This window comes from Mesorhizobium sp. M2C.T.Ca.TU.002.02.1.1, from assembly GCF_003997225.1.
The window spans coordinates 1-2,245 of sequence record NZ_RZTO01000918.1; the positions used below are offsets into that span (position 1 = coordinate 1).

Below are 2,245 nucleotides of genomic sequence, written 5' to 3' on the forward strand. Positions count from 1 at the left end.
TTTCAAGATATCCCCGATCACGTCCTGGGCGCTGGCGTGGCCGGCGACCACTGCAGCAGCGAGCGCGGAGGCTCCGGTAAGGAAGAAACGGCGGCTGGTTCTCATGGCAGACATTCTTAGCTGTTCGCTCTCGCTCAATTCGCTTGCCGGGCGGCTTGTCCGCACTCTAGGGGTCGCAAACTTAACAATTCGCCAACCATGACCCGCATCGCTCGGCTGCCAGAAACGCGCTGCCGCCACGCAGGTTCCAAGGAGCGCAGGGCACAGGCCCGCAGCATCACCCGCAATCCGCATCCACCGCGATTATGGCGGCAACGTGGCCTTGGCCCGCGATTTGCAAGTGGCGGGAAGATGAAAGAAATGGCGGCGATGCTTTTTTGCATCGCAGCAACGCCAGCGATACCCTTGTGAAGTCTACGCCCTCCTCCGCCAGGCGCGGAGGCTTCGACGCGCGCGAAGCGACGGCCAAACTCCCGTAGATGCCGCCTTCGCAGAAGGAAAGGCCGGCGCGTTCGCACCGGCCCCATATTCTTTCCCCACGGGTCGCGCTTCTTCGGCGCAGCTCTCCCGTCCCCATTCCGAAGCGCTTACATCCGATACGCGATCGTGTCGTTCCAGAAGCGGTCGAGGCGCTGCAGCGCGCGGTTCATCTGCTTGAACTCGTCGGTGTTGATGCCGCCGACCGCCTCGATCGAGCCGACATGGCGCTCGTAGAGGCCGGCGACGACGTCGGCCACCTCGTTGCCCTTCGGCGTCAGCGAGACGCGGACCGAACGTCGGTCGATGCGCGAGCGCTGGTGGTTGATGAAGCCGAGGTCGACCAGCTTCTTCAGATTGTAGGAGACGTTCGAACCGAGATAGTAGCCGCGCGAGCGCAGCTCGCCGGCGGTCAGCTCGGAATTGCCGATGTTGAAGAGCAGCAGCGCCTGGATGGCGTTGATGTCGGAGCGGCCGTTGCGGTCGAACTCGTCCTTGATCACGTCAAGCAGACGGCGGTGCAGACGCTCCACCAGCTGCAGCGATTCCATGTACAGCGAACGGATAGCCTCGCGGCGATCGTCGGATACGTTTGCGGTCTTCGCCGCCGGACGCGAATTGATCATTGTCTTTGCCTCTCGTTTGTCGCCTTGGTGATTTTTTGTTTTTCACCTTGATCGCGACACTATCGAATACTCATAAAATTCGACTTAAACGCCAGGGCTAACAAGAGCTTACCGGTAAGAGGTTTCGGAAGACGCTTAATGATCGGTCACCCGAGCAAGAACAATTAACCTAAAGATTTAGCCAATGGATTTTGGGAGAAAACGGGCCGCGAAATCGACCCGGGAAACCAACCCCCGGCCTATTGGCGGAGCTGGCGCTTCTGCAACCAGATGGTGACGCGAAAGACGATGTAGAGCAAGGCCACGCATGCGTGCGAGATCACGATCAGCATCCGGTGGCCGAAGAGATCGGGGAAGCCGGCATACATCACCGTCTCCGTCACCGCGCAGATGAACCAGATCACCGGTCCCCAGGACGCCAGCATCCAAAGGCCCGCCGCGGCGAAGGGAAAGAAGACGGCAAGCGTCGCCGCCGCCACCTGCCAGTGCACCGGCATCAGGTCGAAGCGCCACAACTGGCCCGGATAGATGCCGATCAGGCGGATCCAGTAGAGAATGCCGAACAAGAGGCAGTAGCCGGCGATGGCGCGCTGGAACCAGGCGAAGATGACCTCGGTGGTCGAGGGTTGCAGCACCACGCGCCTGGAGGTGACCTCGCTCACAAGGCGAGCTCCTTATCCCCGAGCGGCGCGAAATAGGCGTCGATGTCGGCGGCGCTGACGTCATCAAGGCGCGCCGGCCGCCATTGCGGCTTCGACCCCTTCTCGATGATGGCGGCGCGGATGCCTTCGTAGAAATCATGGCCGGCCAGCATGCGGTTGAGGATGCGGAACTCCATCTTCATGCATTCGTCCATCGACAGCGTCGATCCTGCGCTGATCTGGCGCCAGGCGACGTTGAGGCTGGTCGGCGAGCGGGTCTTCAGCGTCGCCAGCGTCTTCGCGGCAAAAGCATCTTCGCCCCCTGCCCGTTCCAGACTGTCGATGATGCCGGCGAGCGAGCCCTGCGAAAAATGGCGCGCGATCGCTTCGAGGTCCTGCCGCTCGGTCTCGCGCCTGGCGGGCACGAAGAAATCGCGCAGCTCGGCGTTGGCGTCGCCGCTCGTCGCCAATTCGTCGAGCAGGCCCGCCTGGTCCTCGGCC

The 2,245-nt window shown here is 62.0% G+C and carries 4 protein-coding genes; all 4 read right to left on the bottom strand.

All coding sequences use genetic code 11. The features are described 5' to 3' along the window. On the bottom strand, positions 1-105 hold a 105-nt coding region (locus EOD07_RS39250; protein ID WP_127238041.1), incomplete at its 3' end, for a twin-arginine translocation signal domain-containing protein. A 482-nt stretch (positions 106-587) separates the two neighbouring features. Further along, on the bottom strand, positions 588-1,103 hold the full coding sequence (locus EOD07_RS31390) for a MarR family winged helix-turn-helix transcriptional regulator (protein WP_040983294.1): 516 nt from the start codon (positions 1,101-1,103) through the stop codon (positions 588-590). Between the two features lie 239 nt (positions 1,104-1,342). Further along, the gene (locus EOD07_RS31395) at positions 1,343-1,765 is read right to left on the bottom strand and encodes a DUF6163 family protein (RefSeq protein ID WP_040983297.1); all 423 of its coding nucleotides are present in this window, start codon (positions 1,763-1,765) and stop codon (positions 1,343-1,345) included. Further along, the coding region (locus EOD07_RS31400) for an enoyl-CoA hydratase/isomerase family protein (protein WP_206519617.1) at positions 1,762-2,245 on the bottom strand (484 nt) is incomplete at its 5' end. The genes EOD07_RS31400 and EOD07_RS31395, both read right to left, overlap by 4 nt.